This is a genomic window from Kushneria pakistanensis (assembly GCF_014652795.1).
Lineage (GTDB): Bacteria > Pseudomonadota > Gammaproteobacteria > Pseudomonadales > Halomonadaceae > Kushneria > Kushneria pakistanensis.
Genome location: NZ_BMZM01000004.1, coordinates 371,129 through 388,401, shown reverse-complemented (window position 1 = coordinate 388,401; position 17,273 = coordinate 371,129). Strand labels below are relative to the sequence as shown.

At 56.4% G+C, this 17,273-nt stretch carries 18 protein-coding genes; 16 read left to right on the top strand and 2 right to left on the bottom strand.

Annotated elements, in window-relative coordinates; genetic code table 11:
• From IE123_RS15360 to IE123_RS15335, 6 genes are all read left to right on the top strand, one after another.
• On the top strand, positions 1–165 hold a 165-nt coding region (locus IE123_RS15360; RefSeq protein WP_268246966.1), incomplete at its 5' end, for a flagellin.
• 110 nt (positions 166–275) lie between these two features.
• On the top strand, positions 276–899 hold the full coding sequence (locus IE123_RS15355) for a hypothetical protein (protein ID WP_189519794.1): 624 nt from the start codon (positions 276–278) through the stop codon (positions 897–899).
• 15 nt (positions 900–914) lie between these two features.
• Complete coding sequence (locus IE123_RS16345) at positions 915–989, top strand: hypothetical protein (RefSeq protein ID WP_373295811.1); 75 nt, start codon at positions 915–917, stop codon at positions 987–989.
• A gap of 205 nt (positions 990–1,194) precedes the next feature.
• Complete coding sequence (locus IE123_RS15345; RefSeq protein WP_189519793.1) at positions 1,195–3,315, top strand: flagellin N-terminal helical domain-containing protein; 2,121 nt, start codon at positions 1,195–1,197, stop codon at positions 3,313–3,315.
• A 271-nt stretch (positions 3,316–3,586) separates the two neighbouring features.
• Positions 3,587–4,261 carry an OmpW/AlkL family protein gene (locus tag IE123_RS15340; protein WP_189519792.1) on the top strand — a complete coding sequence of 225 codons (675 nt, stop codon included), beginning with the start codon at positions 3,587–3,589 and terminating at the stop codon, positions 4,259–4,261.
• A gap of 115 nt (positions 4,262–4,376) precedes the next feature.
• The gene (locus IE123_RS15335; protein ID WP_189519789.1) at positions 4,377–5,516 is read left to right on the top strand and encodes a GGDEF domain-containing protein; all 1,140 of its coding nucleotides are present in this window, start codon (positions 4,377–4,379) and stop codon (positions 5,514–5,516) included.
• A 57-nt stretch (positions 5,517–5,573) separates the two neighbouring features.
• Here IE123_RS15335 and IE123_RS15330 read toward each other — a convergent pair whose 3' ends face one another.
• Positions 5,574–6,788 (bottom strand): ATP-grasp fold amidoligase family protein, encoded by a 1,215-nt coding sequence (locus IE123_RS15330; RefSeq protein ID WP_189519787.1) that lies wholly within the window; start codon positions 6,786–6,788, stop codon positions 5,574–5,576.
• A 290-nt stretch (positions 6,789–7,078) separates the two neighbouring features.
• Between IE123_RS15330 and IE123_RS15325 the strand changes: the two genes are divergently transcribed.
• Positions 7,079–7,420 (top strand): flagellar protein FlaG, encoded by a 342-nt coding sequence (locus IE123_RS15325; RefSeq protein WP_189519785.1) that lies wholly within the window; start codon positions 7,079–7,081, stop codon positions 7,418–7,420.
• Positions 7,421–7,535: 115 nt separating this feature from the next.
• Here the strand turns inward: IE123_RS15325 and fliE are convergent, their stop codons facing one another.
• On the bottom strand, positions 7,536–7,859 hold the full coding sequence (fliE, locus tag IE123_RS15320) for a flagellar hook-basal body complex protein FliE (protein ID WP_229819806.1): 324 nt from the start codon (positions 7,857–7,859) through the stop codon (positions 7,536–7,538).
• Positions 7,860–8,123: 264 nt separating this feature from the next.
• On the opposite strand from fliE, the gene fliF reads away from it, so the two are divergent.
• From fliF to fliN, 9 genes are all read left to right on the top strand, one after another.
• Entirely contained in the window at positions 8,124–9,884 is a 1,761-nt protein-coding gene (gene fliF, locus IE123_RS15315; protein ID WP_189519783.1) for a flagellar basal-body MS-ring/collar protein FliF, read from the top strand.
• A complete protein-coding gene (gene fliG, locus IE123_RS15310; protein ID WP_189519781.1) occupies positions 9,871–10,875 on the top strand; it encodes a flagellar motor switch protein FliG in 1,005 nt (334 codons plus the stop codon). The genes fliF and fliG overlap by 14 nt, the downstream gene beginning before the upstream one ends.
• A complete protein-coding gene (locus IE123_RS15305; RefSeq protein WP_189519779.1) occupies positions 10,868–11,560 on the top strand; it encodes a flagellar assembly protein FliH in 693 nt (230 codons plus the stop codon). The genes fliG and IE123_RS15305 overlap by 8 nt, the downstream gene beginning before the upstream one ends.
• Before the next feature lie 27 nt (positions 11,561–11,587).
• Positions 11,588–12,964 carry a flagellar protein export ATPase FliI gene (gene fliI / locus IE123_RS15300; RefSeq protein ID WP_229819805.1) on the top strand — a complete coding sequence of 459 codons (1,377 nt, stop codon included), beginning with the start codon at positions 11,588–11,590 and terminating at the stop codon, positions 12,962–12,964.
• A gap of 61 nt (positions 12,965–13,025) precedes the next feature.
• Positions 13,026–13,472 (top strand): flagellar export protein FliJ, encoded by a 447-nt coding sequence (gene fliJ / locus IE123_RS15295; protein WP_189519777.1) that lies wholly within the window; start codon positions 13,026–13,028, stop codon positions 13,470–13,472.
• 30 nt (positions 13,473–13,502) lie between these two features.
• Positions 13,503–14,969, top strand: a complete 1,467-nt coding sequence (locus IE123_RS15290; protein ID WP_189519775.1) for a flagellar hook-length control protein FliK — start codon at positions 13,503–13,505, stop codon at positions 14,967–14,969.
• A gap of 263 nt (positions 14,970–15,232) precedes the next feature.
• Positions 15,233–15,724, top strand: a complete 492-nt coding sequence (gene fliL / locus IE123_RS15285) for a flagellar basal body-associated protein FliL (protein WP_189519773.1) — start codon at positions 15,233–15,235, stop codon at positions 15,722–15,724.
• A gap of 6 nt (positions 15,725–15,730) precedes the next feature.
• Positions 15,731–16,738 (top strand): flagellar motor switch protein FliM, encoded by a 1,008-nt coding sequence (gene fliM, locus IE123_RS15280; protein WP_189519771.1) that lies wholly within the window; start codon positions 15,731–15,733, stop codon positions 16,736–16,738.
• Positions 16,731–17,243, top strand: a complete 513-nt coding sequence (fliN, locus tag IE123_RS15275) for a flagellar motor switch protein FliN (protein ID WP_189519769.1) — start codon at positions 16,731–16,733, stop codon at positions 17,241–17,243. Before fliM ends, fliN begins: the two co-directional genes overlap by 8 nt.
• The last annotated feature ends 30 nt before the right edge of the window (positions 17,244–17,273 follow it).

Below are 17,273 nucleotides of genomic sequence, written 5' to 3'. Positions count from 1 at the left end.
ACTACATCTACCAACCTGTCTGCCGCCATGTCACAGATCAAGGACGCCGACTACGCGACCGAAGTCTCCAACATGTCCAAGGCGCAGATCCTGCAGCAGGCCGGTACTTCTGTACTGGCGCAGGCCAACCAGACCACTCAGGGCGTCATGTCCCTGCTGCGTTAATCGCAGACTGGTTGAAAGCATCAGAGTTGAAAGTATCAGGGGCGCCTTCGGGCGCCCTTTTTTATGTTGCCACCATGACATATTTAACAAATAACTGTTGCGAGGCCACCATGAATTACTCTCCAGCACTGCGCCAACAGGGCAATGCACTCATTGGAGTTTTGGCTTTGATGGCTGCTTTCTGTTTCTTGTTGCTGGGGTTATTCACTATCGTGCTCATCAGCTTTACCTGGTCTTATCAAAACCTGACCGCTGAGGATTATGTGGCGGCACTCTGGTTTGAACCGGCAGCTGGACACAGCAACATGGATTATATGGCACACCTTTCTACTGATCAGGATCACTCGGACTATGGAAGTTATAAAATAATGGGTGATCAGTGGCGACTGGATGCTCGCTTTTTAAAGATGCGCTGGATGGCAACGGCGTTTGTAGGGAAAGAGTCAAGGTATGCCCTTTCTCGCCTGGAAGGTCGCTATTCCAATATTAATGATGCCAATCATCTGCCACATATGGCACACAATATCGACGACGGTGGTGTCCTGGAGAGCTTTTCAATCTTCGGTTTTAATATTTTTGCCGACATCAACTATGGCTCTTCGATTTATCAGGATATTCGTCCGAATACGCTTTACACCGTCTATAAGACTACTACCGGCCTACTGGTCAGACAGACCGTCATGCACGAAGAAAAAACACCAAAAAACTTCTGGCAAAGACTTATCGGTTTATAAAAATTAACGAAGACCTTGCAGCAGGCCGGTACGTCCGTACTGGCGCAGGCCAACCAGACCACTCAGGGTGTCATGTCCCTGCTGCGTTAATCGCAGACCGGTTGACAGCTTCAGAATTGAAAGTATCAGGGGGCGCCTTCGGGCGCCCTTCTTCGTTTTTATGCTCTGCTGTTGGCCCCTTCTACATCTCAGCCGCCGCACTATTGAAAATGGCACGTGCCTTTTTATTTTCTAAACCTCGGCAGGCTTTGGCCGTTAAAGCGACTATCCGGCTACCCCGCTCCTGAGGATCCGCATGATCTCGGTTTCTTCCGCCTCATCTCGCCTCGCCACTAATTCGCTCGACAAGACCCAGCGCTCGCTTAATCAGGCGATCGAGCGCTTATCCAGCGGGCTGCGTATCAATTCGGCGAAGGATGATGCCGCGGGGCTTTCGATCGGCAATCGGATGGAGGCGCAGGTACGCGGCACCGAACAGGCCCGGCGCAATACCAACGACGGTGCCTCCATGGCTCTGACCGCCGAAGGCGCCCTTTCCCAGGTTAATGACCGCCTGCAGCGCATTCGCGAACTTACCGTGCAGGGGCTTAATGGCACGCTCAAGCTGGTCGATCAGGATGCTATCCAGCAGGAGATCAATCTCAATCTAAAGGAGATCGATCGCCTCAATACCCAGGCGCAGTTCAACGGCATTAACCTGCTGGATGGCTCGGCAGGTACAGTCAACGTGCAGGTAGGTGCCAACGACGGGGAAACGCTGGGCGTGGATCTGACCCGCCCCGGTTTCAGCGTGGATGAACTCGGCCTGACCGATTTCACCATCGCCGGCATCAGCGGCGAGGTGACCGGTATCAATGTCGTCACGGGCCGCGCGCGAGACATCGCCGTCAGGACCAGCGACTTTGCCCTGCCCGCCGGCTACAGTAACCCGCAGCTAATGCAGGCCGGTACCAGCACGCCCGGCTATCCGGCGGGCTGGTACACCCGCGCGGACGACAGCGCGGGCAATACGGTCTTTTTTGCCTCAAGCGTGGATGCCTCTCATGATACTGCCACCGATACCAGCCGGGTTCGCATCGATATCGGCCAACAGCTCTATGCGCCGGTCACCAGTCATCAAGGGTATCAGCTCGCAGACGCGGACAGCGTCTTCCGCGACAGTCGTGGCAATATACTTGAAGGCGACAATCAGCTGGTCAAAACCGGGTCTCAGCACTTTATTAAAAGCGGCAGTGGTCCGGAGGCAGTCTATTACCGCGCCGGCGTGACCACGGCTCCGGCGGCCATTGATGCTCGGCTAACCAGCAATGAGGCGGTATGGCCGCCCTCGCCTGCCACCACGATTAATGGCGTTGCATTCAATAACGATGACGTCGACTACTTCGACAGCACAGGGCAAGTCGTGAATGGTGCGACATTGAGTCGGGCAGGAAATAACCATTATCTGACCACCCCGGAAGGTGCGTTCTATCCGGCTGCGGTCGAGAGCACCCTTGAGGGCTACGTTGTCAGGGCCAACACCATACAATCTGCTTCAGCGCCGGCCACCCAGCCGGTAACCGAAGTCGATGGCCAGTCACTCGATGAGGCGTCACATCGCTACCTGGATGCCGATGGCAACGCGGGTGCGTTTCAGAATGCGACGCTCACGCAGTCCGATGATGGCCAGTACTACCTTGAGCAGAATGGCCGCTATTACACCGTCGCAACGGAAAGCGTTACCGCCAGCCGGCCGCAGGTGATTGCTACTGCGACCACGGATACGCCGATCATTGCGCCTGAACGAGCCATTACAACCGAGCGCGTGACGGTTGATGGAACATCGACCGTCACGCTCGACCCGCGCAACGTCACCGCCAGCTACACCGATCGAGACGGGCGCCGCATTGAAGATGCCCTGCGCGTGGATGACAACGGACAATATTTTCTGCGCGCCGCCAGCGAAGATAATGGGACGACCGGCTATCGCTCCGCGACGCTGGTCAATACCCGAGACATGGGCACCCTGCTCAAGACACGTACCGGCAGCGGGGATCTAATCATCTATTACCGAATGAACGTGCGCGCCAATACGGATGTGCCCAACACGCACAGCACGGTCGAGCTGACTGAAGTCAATCCCGAAATCCGCCTTAAAACCCCGGATGACCCGCTGGCCGCGCTCGATCGCGCCATTGCCCGGGTCGATGACAAGCGCAGTGCACTGGGGGCCACTCAGAACCGCATGAGCGCGATCATCGATCAGCAGGGCCATACCATTGGCAGACTGAGTGAGGCGCGCTCACGCATCATGGATGCTGACTACGCACTGGAAGTCTCCAGCATGAGTCGCGCTCAAATCACCCAGCAGGCCGGTACGGCAGTACTGGCCCAGGCCAACCAGCGGCTGGACAGCGTACTTGCCCTGCTGCGTTAAATCTGACGACTCAAACCGTCTGATAGAACGCCTCCTGCGCCCCTTTATTGTTGTTTTTCATCGATGTTGCAGGGCTACTTTTCCCCATCAATGGAACAACTTCTAAACGATAATATTTTCATATACCGCTGATTGTTACATCGCGTTAAAGCCCACTTCATCATGCGCCGTTACTACCCTATCCCCTCAGGAAACTGAGGCATGACCTTATCTTCTCTTTCGCTGCGGGCCTGAACCGGCAGCCTCATGATTGTCATCTGGAATTTTCATCATGCATCCGGTCTCGGGGCACTTTAAAACGCTTTTTGCAGGCTGCTGTGTTATCGCATTTTATACGCTGCCTTTAACCGCACATGCAGACTCATCACAAGCCCTATCGCCAGCCGGTCTACAACAGGGTGATTGGCTGATTCGGCTGAAAGCTACCCACATCGTTTCGGTCAATGAAAGCAGTCAGACAAGCCCACTAGGGGGGCAGTTGGAAACGCCCTCTCAATGGCTGCCAACGCTGGATTTGAGTTATTTCCTGACCGATCACTGGTCCCTGGAAGCCATGGCGGGCGTCATCTCGACCGATTATCGGTTGAAAGACAGTGTGCTGGGCGATCTGGATATCGGTCGCGTTAAAAGCGCCAGCGTGTCACTGGCGGCGCAGTATCACTTTCGCCCTGATGGTGCCCTGAATCCGTATATGGGCGCCGGGATCAATCATACCCGGCCTCTGAGCATCAAGACCGTCTCGGGCATACCGGATATTGAAATGGAATCTCTTACCAGTCCTTTTCTGGATGCCGGTCTGGATTACCGCCTTTCCGGGGACTGGTTTGCAAACGCCAGCGTTCGCTATTTGATCACCCCTACCCAGCATTTCAGCGGTGATGGCTTTAGTGCCAAAAGTGACACCGATGTCATGACGCTTGGCGTAGGCATCGGCCTGCGCTTTTAAAGGGTTTTGACCACAGGGAAGGCATCGTAAAGACACCGTAGCGAATGTGACAGACGAGCAGAGACGCCAAAAGAAGGGTTAAAAATGCCTGGTACCAAAAGAATGCGCCAATTCCATGCTTGATCTTGCAACGCTGAGCTTTTCCAGTACGGTCAGCCGGGCTGCCTATTTTGCAGTGTTTCTGATACTGGCATTGCGTCAGCGGGAGAAATCCTATCTCTGGCACTGGCTGGGCGCCATTCTGGCATCCCTGCTGGGCGCCATCATGCTGGCAAAGGAGCCGACCAACCTGACGCTGCCGGTGCTGGAAAGCATGCAGATCTTTACCTTCTACATGGCCAGCCTCGTGTTGTCATGGAGTGGATTACGGCGCTTTTACGGCCTTGGTTTTCATGCATACGCCATCGTGTCGGTTGTGATACTGACCGTGACACCGGCACTGGCATGCCTGCTGGTACCCTGGCTGGGAGCCTCGAAAACAATCGTGGCCAGCGTTTACTTCCTCTGCGCTACTGCCGCTTCCGTCATGATCGTCGTTGAGATCATGGTGGCCAGACGCGAATATCTCTGGTCCCAGATCGTGGTGGCCATTGCCTTTGGCATTTATGCCATGGGCTTTGCGCTATCTGCCGCCATGTTGCTCTTTACAGACCTTCAGATATCGACAGAAACCGCTCGCGCCACGATTATTTTTGACCAGATCAACAGCGTTCTGGTGTATGTCGGGTATGTTGCGATGAGCGGTGAGCGCGCCAACCTGCAGCTCAGACATCAGGCCGAAACGGATGCATTGACCGGGCTTTTCAATCGGCGTGGTATTCAGCACGCGCTCCTTAAACTTGATTTCGAGCGTTCTGGCAGCACGACATGTGTCATTCTGGGCGACCTTGATCATTTCAAAAGGATCAACGACACGCTGGGACATGAAGGCGGAGACGATGTCTTGAAAACCTTTGCCAAACGCCTGAAAAACCTTATGCGCAGTGATGATATGGCTGTTCGCTGGGGGGGCGAAGAGTTTCTGGTCGTACTACCTCATACCAGCATCGATGAAGCGACCGCTTTTGCAGAGCGCCTGAGAACACGCATTGAAACCGAGCCTTTCATGATTTTCACGAAAGCCGTCAACGTCACTATCAGTATCGGTATTGCTGAAATTGCACAGCCCCGAGACACGTTCGAAAAGGCCGTTGAACGTGCTGACCGGGCCCTCTATAGTGCCAAACGCGAGGGACGTAACCGTATCTGCCGCTAACGGCACAAACCTGCAATACGCTGTCGGCATAGTGCAGGTTGATTTACCGCTACTTGTTCAGTAACGATTACCTTCTATATCTTCGTAACCAAAGTCCCTGGTCATTGGCTGATGATCGAACAGCTCACCCCAGGCACGGTCATGCGCCGCCGACCGAAAATTTTTCATGCCACCGGTGGGCGTAAAAGTGATTTCCCCGAAGTAGATCGCATCACGCATCAGGTAGAAGTCAACGCGTACAAATCCAAAGCCTTCGGAGAGCTTGAGCGCCAGCTTCATGGCTCGATCCAGCTGTGCCGGCTTCTCGATCGGATCGCCGGTATTGAAGCGTTCGTCGACGACGTCCACGAGGTTCCAGTCCTGATCGTAGTAATCGACGTGAAAATCGGTGAAGCGATCATGCGTGACTTCAATAAAGACCTTTGGTGCCTGCCCTTCTGCCCTAAAGCAGTAGAACTTGTAGTCCTTGGGGATCTTGCCATGCTCGTCAAGCAGCAGCTTTTCACACATCAGGCGGGGCGTAATGCTGCGATAGTGCAGCTCTCGGCTATCGCGATAAAAGTTGCTGGCCAGCCAATGATCGCTGAGACGACGCATCGTATCAAAGCTGTAATCAGCCTTGTTGCGCACAACCAGATTATAGCCGGAACCATGATTGGCCTTGAGCACGAAGCTGTTGGGCAGCCTGTCATAGTCATGCTGCGTGAACGGCTGAGACACTGGATACAGCGGCAAAAGGGTCTCATCACCGATTTTCTGGCGCACGTAATCACGCACCAGCAGCTTGTCACTTAGCGGCGAAAAGATGGGTTCGGGATGCAGGCGCCGGTAACATATTTTTTCATTGAAGGTCTCAGGGTTGACCAGATTGGGCCTGACACCAAAATGCTTCTGATAACGGTGCGCAATATACAGGCGGTCCGGTATCCAACGGGTAATACTTCTTCGCATCATGCGCAGCCATTGCTGGCGCTTTTGGGGAAGAAGCTGCTTGTCATCTGTTTCGTAACCCGGCATCTCTGCTTTGGCGTGCTGACTTGCGGTTGAAAACACGTGTAATTCCGCCATTGCCTTCCCCTGCGAGATCGTTGGATATTTCTTTAAGTAACTTTGACCACGCAAAAGGTAAAACGAGTAACTTAAAGAAAGTGTGCTGTTACGCTCATTACATCTGAAAGTACTGATTTCATTTAAGCTGGCGGAAGCTTTGAACCACAGGGTGTCATGAGTCACGATGGCCGCACGTACCATCTTCAGCCCGAGATCAACCAATCTTTTAATATGCTGTTTTTAAAGCATTTAATTCTAAAAAATTTTTGTAAAGGGCTCATGCTCGATCGCTGGTAGTGCGATTGCGCGTATCCTCATGGCGCAGAATCCGCTCCTTTCACCCATATTTCCCTGTGAAGTTTCATTCTTTTTCGCGATTCATTGTATCAGGATATTTTTATATAAAGTCATTTCAGCATAGTTTTGCCGCCCTGGCATCGCTTTCTCCTTATCTATTGTGACGTATTGGTGCTCCATACTTTCAACAGCAACCCCGGAAAGGGCTCAACCTCATGACCTTCGACTCAGTCACTCAAGGCATTTCGTATAACGCATCGTATAGAAAGGATTTTTTCCCGACACAGCTCACCGTGGCTTCTTCACTTGCTCATTCTGATCCGGTGGAAAAAATCGAAAACGCCCCCTTGCTGGAGGACGCCGTGGCGCAGCTGAATCAGGATTTTGTTCTTGTTGGCATTGAGTTTGATATCCATGACGACAGTGGCCGGATCGTGACACGCGTTATCGATCGCGAAAGCGGCGAAGTAATACGCCAGATTCCTACGGAAGAAGTGCTGGTGATTGCACGTCGGGCAGCTCACCAGCAGGGTCGGCTGCTCGAAACGGTCGCTTGAAGGGCAATTAATGGCGCTTGATGCAAAAACCATGGATACACAAAGGCGCCCACGCAGGCGCCTTTGTGCATTAACCAGCCCCTGAACGAACAGGGGCATTGAAAATCTTCAGGGCTTATACCTGCATGCTCATGATTTCGCGGTAGGCATTGAGAACACGGTTACGCACCTGTATGCCCATCTCCATGGCCACGCTGGATTTTTGCATGTCGACCATGACATCGTTGAGCGCCACATTGCTGTCGCCGCGTGAAAATGCCACGGCCTTGGCGTCGGCGGTCTGCTTCAGGCCATCGATGCGATCGATCGCTCCCTTGAGTTCTCCTGCAAAACTGATGCCTCCTACCTGCTGCGCAGCATTTTGATGACCGCCTGCCTGCTGCGCTACACCCTGCATTTGCTGAACCAGGGCCTGAAGGCCCGCTGCTGCCACTGACATCAGAGTAACTCCGAGAGAGTAAACGTAACTGAAAGTAAATTTTGTCAACGAATGTGGCGCAGCTTAAAGACAAAGTGCCTTCATCGATTGTTCTAAATAGTGAAAAAAACAACGGCTATTCGATCCTTCAATCTGGTTACTTACCGTAATAATGACGCCACTCCCGGTATAGGGCGCCACCGTTGCAGGCGCCCAGCGCATAAAGAGTCTGCCGATGCCCATCGAGCTGAACCCGCGTAACACCAATAACACTGAGGCGATGTGATGAGTGCTCAAGCAACACAAGGCACCGATCAGAAGCTGTCCGGACTGATGGATCGCCTCAAGGCCAATCCGCGTCTGCCCCTCATGGTGGCCGGCGCAGCTGCCATCGCGATTCTGGTCGTGCTCTTTTTATGGGCGCGCTCCCCTGACTATCGCGTGCTGTTTTCCAACCTCAGCGACAGCGATGGCGGCGTCATCATTGCCCGTCTGGATCAGATGCAGGTGCCCTATCGCTTCTCGGAAGGCGGTCAGGCCATTCTCATTCCTGCCGAGCGCGTTGAGCAGACCCGCATGGCGCTGGCCAGCGAAGGCCTGCCCAAGGGCGGCGGCGTCGGATTCGAGCTGATGGACGGACAGTCCTTCGGCATCAGTCAGTTTGCCGAACATGTGAACTATCAGCGTGCGCTGGAAGGCGAGCTGGCACGTTCCATTGAATCCATCGAAGCGGTCCAGACAGCGCGCGTACACCTTGCCATGCCGCAGGAGTCCGTTTTTGTCAGGGACCGTCGTCAGCCTTCGGCCTCGGTCATTTTGACGCTTTACCGTAACCGTGCCGTCAGTGAAGGCCAGGTCAGTGCGATTACGCATCTGGTGTCTGCCAGCGTTTCGAATCTGCCCGTCAATCAGGTCACCGTGGTGGATCAAAGCGGCAACCTGCTGTCTCAGCCAGGCAATGAAGGCAGCCGTAACCTCAATGACGCCCAGCTGAAATACACCGATCAGATCGAAGCGAGCTATCGCAAGCGTATTGAAACCCTGCTGTCGACCATCGTGGGCCACAACAATGTGCGCGCGCAGGTGACCGCCAGCATCGACTTCTCCGTGGGTGAACATACCCAGGAGACCTACGACCCCAACCAGGACCCCAACCAGGCCAGCGTTCGCAGCATTCAGTCCAGTGAAAGCGAACAAAGCGGTAGTGGTGGCATTGGCGGCGTTCCCGGTGCACTGAGCAATCAGCCGGCCCCTACCGTGCCCTCACCGGTCGAGAACGCCGCGGGCAATGGGCAGAACCAGAACAATGCACAGCAAAACAATGGTCAGGATGGTGATGCCGAGCAAACCACCACGACACAGACACCGGCCACGCCGCGCTCTTCCACGCGCAGCAGCACGACCAATTACGAGATCAACCGGGTCATTCGCCATGTGCAGGAAGATACCGGTCGGGTACAGCGTCTGTCGGTAGCAGTGGTCGTCAACTACCGTGAACAGGCCGGTGAGAATGGTCAGACTGAAATGGTCGCCCTCACCGATGAGGAGATGGATCGGATACAGCGCCTGGTACGTGAAGGCATGGGCTTTTCCGAGGCCCGCGGTGATTCACTGGAAGTCGTCAATGCAGCCTTTAGTCAGCAGGCGGTTGCCCAGGCGCCGGAACTGGCCTGGTACGAGAATCCCGAAATCATCTCGCTGGCCAAAACGCTGGGTCGCTATCTGCTGCTTGCCATTGTCGCCTTCATCCTCTGGCGCAAGCTGCTCAAGCCGCTGGTAGAGCGTCAGAAGGCAGTACTGGCACCGGCAGGCACCACCGCCGATGGCAACACGACAAGCGACGGCAGGCTACTGGCTACCGCCGGGGATGACGATGAAGAAACGGAAGAACTCGAATCCGATATCGCCGAACAGATTGCGAAGAAGCAGAAGCGTCGTGCCCGTATCGAACATGAAACCCTGTTGAGCACGGTCCGTGAACAGGCTCAAAAGGACCCCAGAATGGTCGCAGTAATTCTCAGAGGCTGGATCAATGGCAAGGACTGAAGGCAACGAAGAAGGCATCGAGCGCAGCGCCATTCTCATGATGGCACTGGATGACGACACGGCTGCCGAAGTCTTCAAGCACATGTCACAGCGGGAAGTGCAAAAGGTGGGTCTGGCCATGGCCAGCCTCACCCAGCTGACCAACGAGCGTCTGATGGAAGTGCTCAGGCAGTTCGATAGCGAAATCGAAGAACTTGGCGGCGTCAATCTTCAGTCCAGCGATCATATCCGCTCGGTACTGGTCAAGGCGCTGGGCGAGGAACGTGCCTCGAGCCTGCTGGAAGATATCTTTGAATCCGGCAACGACTCCGGTATCGATGCGCTGAACCTGATGGAGCCCAGCGTGGTGTCTGAAATGATCCGCGATGAGCATCCGCAGATCATTGCCACCATCATGGTACATCTGGAGCGCCACCAGGCCTCTGAGGTGCTGGCACGCTTTGATGAATCGCTGCGCAACGACGTGGTACTGCGTATTGCCACCTTCAGCGGTGTACAGCCGGCGGCCCTTCAGGAACTGACTGAAGTGCTCAGCGGCCTGCTGGATGGCCAGAACCTCAAGCGCAGCAAGATGGGCGGCGTGAGAACAGCGGCTGAAATTCTCAACCTGATGAACAGCACACAGGAAGAAAGCGTTATCGAAAGCGTGCGCCACCATGACGACACGCTGGCGCAGCAGATTCTTGATGAGATGTTCGTCTTCGACAACCTGGCCGATATGGACGATCGCAGCATCAAGCGCATCCTGCAGGACGTCGACAGCAACTCGCTGGTCATCGCACTCAAGGGTGCCCCGGAAGAGATTCGCGACCGCTTCCTGACCAACATGTCCTCGCGTGCGGCAGAACTGCTGCGCGAAGACATGCAGATGCGCGGACCGATTCGCCTGTCGCAGGTCGAAGCCGAGCAGAAAAACATTCTGCAGCTTGTACGCCGCCTGGCCGATGCCGGCGAAGTCACCATAGGAGGAGGCGACGACGCCTATGTCTAGGTCGAACGATCACACGTCCTGGCAGCCCTGGGAGATGGGTCGTCTGGAAAGGCGCGAGCCGCGACAGCCCTCTCCCGATGTGCTGGCGCAGCACAATATTCCTCAGCGCCGGGAAGATGACGATGTTCGGCGGGAAGCCTTCGAGAAGGCGCGTCAGAAAGGTTTTGAGCAGGGGCAGCGTGAAGGACAGGAGGCAGGCTATGCCGCAGGGCTTGAAGCCGGCCGGGAGCAGGCGCGCCAGGAGTATCAGCTCGAGCTTGAATCGCGTCTGCACGAAGCGCTCGCCCCCGTGGCAGACATGGTCAATGCCTTTGATACGGCCGCCGGCAGGCTCAAGGACGACATCGCCTACGCCCTGGTCGAACTGGCGCTGGAAACCGGTCGCCAGCTCGCCGGGCGCTCGCTGGAGCTGGCGCCTGAGCATATTCTCGATGATATCGAACGGCTGATGAGTGAACACCCCACCCTTGGTGGAACGCCACGCATCTGTGTTCATCCCGACGATCTGGCCATGGTCCAGAAGCAGTTAAGCACACTGCTTGGTGATGCCGGTTGGCAGCTCAAAAGCGATGCATCACTGTCACGTGGTGACTGCCGGCTGGAAACCGATCAAATCGAAATCGATGCCACCCGCGATGACCGATGGGAACGGCTGCGTCATGCCGTCGGTCATGGCAAGCACTGATGCCGTTAAGGACAGGAGTCAGCTCTCATGTCATTGAACAGTGATGCCATGTTAAGTCAGTGGAAGCGCACGCTGGAAACCGCTACCCGTCGCGTCCAGAAACTGCCGGCCAATCGCGAACGCGGCCGGCTGACCCGCGCCACGGGCCTGGTGCTGGAAGCGGTCGGTCTGCGTCTGCCGCTGGGCTGCAGCTGCATGGTTGAGCTGGCCGATGGCCAGGGAGAAGCAGAGGCTGAAGTTGTCGGTTTCAATGGCGACAAGCTTTTTTTGATGCCGCTGGTTGAAACCAGCGGGCTGGTGCCGGGCGCCCTTGTCTGGCCGGCCAATCCGCGCCCTGGTGCCAGCCAGTCCCAGAGCAAGCAGCTACCGGTAGGCGATGCCCTGCTCGGACGTGTGGTGGATGCCCGCGGCCGGGTACTGGACGGCCGTGGCCCGTTGGTGGAACCGGATAACGTCTCACTCAATGCACCCACGCTCAACCCGCTGCAGCGCGCGCCCATCGAAGAGGTACTTGATGTGGGTGTGCGTGCCATCAACGCCTTGCTGACGGTTGGTCGTGGCCAGCGTCTGGGACTGTTTGCCGGCTCCGGCGTAGGCAAGAGTGTGCTGCTGGGCATGATGGCCCGTTACACCCAAGCCGATGTCATCGTGGTGGGGTTGATTGGGGAGCGTGGCCGTGAGGTCAAGGACTTCATCGAGAACATACTGGGCGCCGAGGGGCAGCGTCGCGCGGTAGTGGTTGCCGCGCCGGCTGACATGTCGCCCCTGCTGCGCCTGCAGGGCGCAGCTTACGCCACACGCCTGGCCGAGGATTTTCGCGATCGTGGCAAGAACGTGCTGCTGATCATGGACTCCCTGACCCGCTACGCCATGGCCCAGCGTGAAATTGCACTGGCCATCGGCGAGCCACCGGCTACCAAGGGCTACCCGCCCTCGGTCTTTGCCAAGCTGCCGGCGCTCGTTGAGCGCGCCGGCAACGATGCTCCGGGCAAGGGCTCCATTACCGGCTTTTACACCGTACTGACCGAAGGTGATGACCAGCAGGACCCGATTGCCGATGCGGCGCGCGCCATCCTCGATGGCCATATCGTGCTATCACGAAAGCTGGCCGAAGCGGGCCATTATCCGGCCATTGATATCGAAGCATCGATAAGCCGTGCAATGACAGCGCTTATCGACGAACCACATTTCGAGTGCATCAAATACTTTAAGCAGATGTTGTCACGCTATCAGCGCAACCGCGATCTGATCAGCGTGGGTGCCTACGCCGCAGGCAGTGATCGACTGCTGGATGAAGCCATCAGGCTCTATCCGGCACTGGAAGCCTTCCTGCAGCAGCGCATGAGCGAGCGCGCCGATGTGGAACACTCGGTAGAAGGTCTCAAGTCGCTTTTGAGCTCATAGCACCTGACACTCTGTCCAAAAGGCGGCCATCCGGCTGAATGTCACTGATACTGAGGGGACCATGTCCAATCATTCATCACTTGAAATGTTGATCGAGCTTGCCGAAGGCGATCGCGATGCAGCGGCCAAACTGCTGGGCCAGCTGCGCTCGGCGCATCAGCAAAGCCATACACAGCTTGAGATGCTCAGTGATTATCGCAGCGACTATCTGCGTCGTTTCGAGCAGGCCATGCAGCGCGGCCTGACCATGGCCTCCATTCAGAACTATCAGCGGTTTTTGTCCTCACTCGACCGTGCCATTGAACATCAGCGCCAGCAGGTTGATCAGCATCAGGGGCGCATTACCCGCGGCATGACGAACTGGCAACAGCAGCAAAAGCGGGTGAATTCCTACGACGTCCTGATCAATCGGCGCCGTCAGGAAGCAGAGCACCGCACGAACAAGCTCGAACAGCGCCAGAGTGATGAATATGCCAGCCGGGCAGTTTCCGCGCTGGGTGGGTTCTAACCACGTTTTTTCTGTCAGGAAACATGACGCATGCTGACGCCAATCAATGCCCAGATCACTTCTCAGGGCTCTGCCAGCGCCAACACCAAAAGCAGTGACGGTGATAACGGCTTCGGTGCGCTTTTAAGCGACACCAGGGCGCGCCGCCAGAACGACACCGCCACGTCCACGGGCAGCACCGAGGCAGGCAAGCCTGCAACCTCACAGGCGCAGGCACGTGCCAGCGGCGCCCGTACTGACGAAGAGCGCCCCGCCTCGCAGGCAGATCGTGGTGCCAGCATCACCGATGGCCGCAAGCCAGTGCAGGCCGGCAGCGCCCGTCAAACGCTCTCCAATGCCCTTGAGCAGCTTCAGGGCAATCGGCTGGAAAGCCGTGAGCGGCGCGATGAGGTTACTCAGCAGCGGGGGAATGACCGTGCCCGTACACCGGGTGACAAAAAAGCAGCCGATGATACGCGTCAGCCCGGCCTCACAGCTCTGGCAGACGCGCGCCAGCCGGAGCTGCCCAGTGCCGATCGTGCCGGTAGCAGACTGTCAAGCATGGACAGGCTCTCTGCCATGGATAAACAGGCTGCCAGTGCCAGCACTGACAAACTCAATGAAAAGGGTAAACGCCTGACCGAGAGTGATCAGACCGATAACGCCACCTCGCTTTATGGACTGGTCGACACCGGCTTTTTGATGCAGGCGCCACTGGCAAAAAATGCATCTGCGGGAGGTGAAGGCGCCCTGCCCGCACGCCGTGTCATGCTCGAACAGGGACTGCGCGGCCGTGATGCCGCAGGCCTTGAGGGAACACAGGGCGCGTTGAAAGGGCGTGATCAGGAAAGCGCCAAAAGTGATCGTCTTTTCAGCGAGATGCTTCAGCCGCGGGAAGGCACCTTTGCCTCACTGAGAGGGGCAGGTGCTGACACAACGTTCAGCGCCCAGACAGCCGCCCCCGCGGTTAACGATAATCCGCTGAACACGCTGTCTGCCCTGACGGGTCAGACCGGCACCAATCCGATGGCGCCGGGAGCCGCCCAGGCGGTTGCCACCGCTACCCTGCCCGCCATGGATAGTGATCAGTGGAGTAACGCCCTCGAGCGCCAGGTCATCAGTCTGAGTCTGCGTGGTGGTGGTGAAGCGCGGTTGAACATGAACCCGCTGGAACTGGGCCCGCTGTCCATTTCGCTGAAGATGGGTGAACAGAGTGCGCAGCTGCATATCGCTTCGCACCATGCCCAGGTTCGCGCGGCCATTGAAGCGGCCCTGCCCCAGCTGCGCGAGGCGTTCAACGCCAGCGGTATCGAGCTGGGTCAGACATCGGTCAGTGACCAGGGCAACTTCCAGCAGGGTGGTTTTCAGCAGCAACAGGAACGTACTCCCGGCGCTCTCGCCGCACGTGACGGTTCAGGCACTGTTGCCGGCATCAATGCCGATGCCGACACTGATGTCATCTCGATCAGCCCGTTGAACGGCCGCTCACTCAACGGTGGTATTGACCTCTTCGCCTGATGATCGGCGTGGTATCGAAAACAATGTGCTCAAGGGTCGCGCTGGTATCTGCCAGCGCGGCCCTTTCGTTTCATTACATGTTTGCTGGCGTCAGAGGCTGTCCTGAATTTCAAAACGTCGAGATAACCGTATGAGACTGCGCTATTTGATCCATCGTTTAGCGCGGCAATCCGTACCATGGCATCAACCCGAACACGCCATGACACATGATGTTACGGATTAACGAACAAGTGTTCTCAACCCTGATGGATTGATCTGACGCCATGACGACATCTACCGCAACGCCTCCGGCCAAGGCCGGCAGTAAAAAACTCCTTTGGGTCATTGTCGCGCTGCTGGTCATTCTGGTGGGCATGGCGTGTGCCGCCGGTGCCTGGTACTTCCTCAAGGGAGATACAGCAGCCGAGGCACCACATGAGAGCGCGCAGGCAGCACCGGCGCCCGTCCCGGTGTTTGTCGAGCTCAAGCCCTTCACCGTCAATCTCAATGATGGCAGTGGCCGCATTCTTTATATCGGCATTACCCTCAAGGCAGAAGGCGAAGAAGCTGCTGCGACCCTGAAGTCGCAAATGCCCGAAGTGCGTAATCGCATTCTGATGGTATTGACCGGTCAGCAGGGCGATCAGCTGACCACACCGGCCGGCAAGCAGGCACTGGCCAGTGCGTTGATTGGCGCTTTCGAGCAGCCCTTCAATGGCGAGACAAGCAGCGTCGCGGTAAGCGATGCCCTGTTCACCGATTTCATCGTTCAGTAGGCCCCCATGGCAGATGACATGCTGTCCCAGGAAGAGATCGACGCGCTACTCAAAGGGGTGAGTGGCGAGGAAGAAGAGACGCGTTCCGGGGACATTGGCACCAAGCGTATTCGCCCTTTCGATCCAGCCAACCAGCAGCGTGTGGTACGCGGCCGACTGCAGTCGCTTGATATTATCCACGAGCGCTTTGGCCGTCGCTTTCGCATGGCGCTTTTCAACCTGATCAGACGTACAGCGGATATTACGGTAGGCCCGGTCAAGATTCAGAAATACAGCGACTTCACGCGCAATCTGCCCGTACCGGCCAACATCAACATGATTGCCATCAAGCCGCTCAAGGGCAATGCGCTGATCGTGTTTCCGCCCAACCTGGTCTTTCTGGTGGTGGACAGCCTCTTTGGCGGGGACGGGCGCTTTCTGACCAAGTCAGAGGGACGGGAATTTACCCATACCGAGCAGCGCATTATCCGGCGTCTTTTGAATCTGACGCTGGAGAGCTACGCCGAGGGCTGGCAGTCCATCTATCCGGTGGAGCTTGAGTACCAGCGCTCGGAAATGCAGGTGAAATTTACCAACATCACCAACAGCGCCAACGAACTGGTGGTCAATACCACGTTCCATGTCGAAGTCGGTGCCTTTGGCAGTGATTTTCACATCTGCATGCCCTACTCGATGATTGAACCCATTCGGGAGACCCTCTCCGGCCCGTTGCAGCGCAACGACCCGGAAGAGGATCGCGAAAGGATGCAGCGTCTTGCCGGTGAGGTGAAATCCTCAAGCGTGGATCTGGTCGCGGACTTTACAACGATCGAAACCACACTGAGCAGGATCTCAAAGCTGTCGGTGGGTGATGTCCTGCCCATTGATCTGCCTCAGGAAATCAACGTGCGCGTCGACGGTGTACCGGTCATGGCCTGCGATTATGGCAGCCTTAATGGCCAGAAGGGTCTACGCGTCAAAAGACTGATCGACCATCGTCCCATCGATGCCCACAGGAATACGCATCATGACTGATCCAAAAAATCCGGATTCACCCAACGAAAAGCACGATGAAATGCCCGACGACTGGGCCAGTGCAATGCAGGAACAGGGCGCCAGTACCGATGAGGATGATATCGACTGGGGAGCCGCCTTTGCAGAGACCGGCGAGACACCGGAGCATGCACTGGAAGAAGTCGTTCCGGTAGCAACCACGGCTGAATCTGCCAGTGACAGAATCTTCCAGCCCCTGTCGGGCACTGACGCTCACGGCCAGTCGCGCGATCTTGATGTCATCATGGAAATTCCGGTCACGCTGTCGGTCGAGCTTGGCCGCACCCGCATGACCATCCGTGAGCTGCTGGATCTGGCCAAGGGATCGGTCGTGGAGCTTGATGGTCTGGCCGGTGAGCCCATGAATATTCTGATCAATGGCTACCTGATTGCTCAGGGTGAGGTGGTAGTGGTAGAGGACAAGTACGGCATCCGTATTACTGATATCATTACACCCTCTGAGCGCATTCATAAGCTTAATCGTTGATTGCGTGCCTCGCTCGTGCTAAGTCGTGTC

Coding starts and splice junctions, on each gene's coding strand:
- IE123_RS15355 (WP_189519794.1), top strand. CDS start 276: ATGAATTACTCTCCAGCACTGCGCCAACAGGGCAATGCACTCATTGGA.
- IE123_RS15345 (WP_189519793.1), top strand. CDS start 1,195: ATGATCTCGGTTTCTTCCGCCTCATCTCGCCTCGCCACTAATTCGCTC.
- IE123_RS15340 (WP_189519792.1), top strand. CDS start 3,587: ATGCATCCGGTCTCGGGGCACTTTAAAACGCTTTTTGCAGGCTGCTGT.
- IE123_RS15335 (WP_189519789.1), top strand. CDS start 4,377: ATGCTTGATCTTGCAACGCTGAGCTTTTCCAGTACGGTCAGCCGGGCT.
- IE123_RS15325 (WP_189519785.1), top strand. CDS start 7,079: ATGACCTTCGACTCAGTCACTCAAGGCATTTCGTATAACGCATCGTAT.
- fliE (WP_229819806.1), bottom strand. CDS start 7,859: ATGTCAGTGGCAGCAGCGGGCCTTCAGGCCCTGGTTCAGCAAATGCAG.
- fliF (WP_189519783.1), top strand. CDS start 8,124: ATGAGTGCTCAAGCAACACAAGGCACCGATCAGAAGCTGTCCGGACTG.
- fliG (WP_189519781.1), top strand. CDS start 9,871: ATGGCAAGGACTGAAGGCAACGAAGAAGGCATCGAGCGCAGCGCCATT.
- IE123_RS15305 (WP_189519779.1), top strand. CDS start 10,868: ATGTCTAGGTCGAACGATCACACGTCCTGGCAGCCCTGGGAGATGGGT.
- fliI (WP_229819805.1), top strand. CDS start 11,588: ATGTCATTGAACAGTGATGCCATGTTAAGTCAGTGGAAGCGCACGCTG.
- fliJ (WP_189519777.1), top strand. CDS start 13,026: ATGTCCAATCATTCATCACTTGAAATGTTGATCGAGCTTGCCGAAGGC.
- IE123_RS15290 (WP_189519775.1), top strand. CDS start 13,503: ATGCTGACGCCAATCAATGCCCAGATCACTTCTCAGGGCTCTGCCAGC.
- fliL (WP_189519773.1), top strand. CDS start 15,233: ATGACGACATCTACCGCAACGCCTCCGGCCAAGGCCGGCAGTAAAAAA.
- fliM (WP_189519771.1), top strand. CDS start 15,731: ATGGCAGATGACATGCTGTCCCAGGAAGAGATCGACGCGCTACTCAAA.
- fliN (WP_189519769.1), top strand. CDS start 16,731: ATGACTGATCCAAAAAATCCGGATTCACCCAACGAAAAGCACGATGAA.